General features: G+C 72.8%; 2 protein-coding genes. Both read right to left on the bottom strand.

Annotated elements, in window-relative coordinates:
- On the bottom strand, nt 1-717 hold a 717-nt coding region (locus tag ABD194_RS19415), incomplete at its 3' end, for an SDR family NAD(P)-dependent oxidoreductase (protein ID WP_343994548.1).
- Entirely contained in the window at nt 714-2066 is a 1353-nt protein-coding gene (locus ABD194_RS19410; RefSeq protein WP_343994550.1) for a DUF6421 family protein, read from the bottom strand. The genes ABD194_RS19415 and ABD194_RS19410, both read right to left, overlap by 4 nt.
- Nucleotides 2067-2696 lie beyond the last annotated feature (630 nt).

Genomic DNA, 2696 nt, shown 5'->3' with positions numbered 1-2696 from the left:
CGGAACGCTGGCCCCGTTGAGCGCCGAGGCGTCGGCGTCGAGCAGCCCGACCAGCCAGTCGGCGATCCGGGCGGGGCTCGTGGCCGTGCGACCGGACCCGATCCACTTCACCACACCGACCGTGGCGGCCGATCCGGGGGTGGCCTCCGCCGAGCCGAACGAGTCGGCGAGCGCCCCGACCCACGTCTGCGCCGCAGCCTTCGCGCTGGCGTAGGCCGCGTTGCCGGCTGTCGGGGCAGCCACACCGGCCGCGCCGATGACGGCCACGCGGCCACGCCCCGAGGCGAGCAGGTCGTCGTGCAGGGCGAGGGTCGCGTGGCGCAGCGTGTCGACGAGGTTGCCCGACAGCCAGCGCCAGTCGTCGTCGGTGGACTCGGTGAACACCTTGCCGCCGCGCCAGCCCCCCACCAGGTGGAAGAGGGCGTCGACGCCGCCGTGAGCGGACACGACGTCCCGGGCCAGAGCGCGTACGGCATCGGCGTCGAGCAGGTCGCAGACACGCGTGTCGAGCACGCCGTCGCCCGCGCCGTCGCCCGCGCCGGCGAGCTCGTCGCGCAGCGCGGCGAGCGTGGCCTCGTCGCGGCCGACGGCGACGACGTGCTCTCCGCGGGCGAGCAGGGCCGCGCACGTGGCGCGGCCGGTGGCCCCGGTGGCCCCGGTGACGACGACCACGCGCGACGCACGCCTGTCGGTGCCGCCGGCGCCGGTCCGGCTCACGCGCTCGTCCCGGTGATGCCGGCCGTCGACTCGATGACGTCCTTCATCTTCTTCGACAGGGCTTCGTAGAACATCGAGAGCGGGAACTCGTCGTTCAGCACCGCGTCGGTCAGGCCCTTCGGCGGACCGTCGAGCGGCAGGGCGGCGAGGTCACCGCCGCGGTGGCGCGCCCAGGCCGACATCGGGTGCGGCGTCAGCACCGAGGCGACGAGGTCGTAGGCCGCCAGCCAGTGGGAGACCTTGGGCCGGTCGATCGAGCGCCAGTAGAGGTCCTCGACGGCCCGGCCGAGCTCGAGCACCGGCTCGGCGACGCGGTCCCACTCGATGGTGAGCCGGTTGTCGGTCCAGTGCAGCACGCCCTTCTGGTGCAGCCAGGCGAAGAGCAGCTGGCCCCCCAGACCGTCGTAGTTGCGCGTGCGGTCACCGGTGATGGCGAAGCGGAAGATGCGGTCGAAGAGGACGGCGTACTGCACGAACCGGGCGTACGGGTGGCCCTCGCCCTCGAGCTTGACCGCCTCACGGAACGCCGTCAGGTCGCACCGCAGCTCCTCGAGCGAGTAGAGGAAGTACGGCATGCGCTGCTTGATCATGAACGGGTCGAACGGCAGGTCACCGTGCATGTGGGTGCGGTCGTGGATCAGGTCCCACATGACGAAGGCGCGCTCGGCGAGCTGCTGGTCGGCGATCAGGCGCGCCGCGTCCGGGGGCAGCGAGAGCCGCGTGACGGAGGTCGCCTCGGAGACGACCCGACGGAAGCGGGCAGCCTCGCGGTCGGCGAAGATGCCGCCCCACGTGAAGGTGGGGATCTCGCGCATGGCGACCGTCTCGGGGAAGAGCACGGCCGAGTTCGTGTCGTAGCCGGCGGTGAAGTCGAGGAAGCGGATCGGCAGGAACAGCTTGTTGGAGTAGTCGCCGGCCTCGAGCTCGGCCACGAAGTCGGGCCAGATCACCTCGAGCAGGACGGCCTCGACCTGGCGGGCCGGGTTGCCGTTCTGCGTGTACATCGGGAAGACGACGAGGTGCACCAGGCCGTCGGCGCGGTGCTGTGCCGGCTCGAAGGCGACGAGCGAGTCGTAGAAGTCGGGAACGCCGAAGCCGCCGTCGGCCCAGCGACCGAAGTCCTTGACGAGCGCCTCGAGGTAGTCGGCGTCGTGCGGGAGGGACGCCGAGAGCGCCTCGATGCCGGCGACGACGCGGCCGACGTGGGCTGCGGCGGCCGCGTGGTCGCCCTGCTCGGGAACGGACCCGTCCTTGGCCTGCAGCGCCCGCAGGTCGGTGACGGCGGCCTTGAGGCCGAGCCAGGCGCCGGAGGTCACCAGCGGGTGGTCCGAGGCGGCCGCGTGGCGCACCGGGCGGGGCGCGACGAACGAGACGGCGTTGTGGACGAGCTCGGCGAACGACTGGTCACCCGCGGGCGACGACGACTCGATGGCGAGCACGACCGCGCGGCCACCCTCATCGGTCACCCCGGCGGTGGTCGCGACGACGGGCGCACCACCGGAGGAGACCACCGGTCGCGCCGGGGCCTCGACGGTCAGGGAGCCGGTCGCGCGCAGCGCGCTCAGGTCGACCCGGGCGAGCAGGTCCTCGACGATCTCGGTGTCGCGCTGGACGCGTACGGCAGGGCGCAGGCCCGCCTCGGTGCCGTTCTGGCGCGCCTGGTCCTCCCGTGCGTCCACACCGGACAGCGCGGTCGAGGGGGCACCGAGCACGACGACGCCGCGACCGGCGGCCAGTGCGTCACGGACCCGGTCGTCGCCGGCCTGCGCGGCCTCGACGAGGAGGACGTCGGCGTCAGCGGTGGGCGTGGTGATGCAGCCGCGCCGGCTCAGGGCCACGGCGAGGTCGGGCCGGTCGGTCATGAGGGAGACGAGTGGAAACAGGCTCATGGGGGGCTCCTGTCCGAAGAAACTTCCGTGCGTACGCTTGCTTGACGAAGAATCTACGGGGTCGGGGAGGTGGAGCGCCAATTCGTTGCG

Source organism: Terrabacter terrae, from assembly GCF_039529575.1.
In the GTDB taxonomy this organism is placed as follows: domain Bacteria; phylum Actinomycetota; class Actinomycetes; order Actinomycetales; family Dermatophilaceae; genus Terrabacter; species Terrabacter terrae.
The sequence above is the reverse complement of the archived record's forward strand: the minus strand, read 5'-3'. Positions and strand labels throughout refer to the sequence as shown.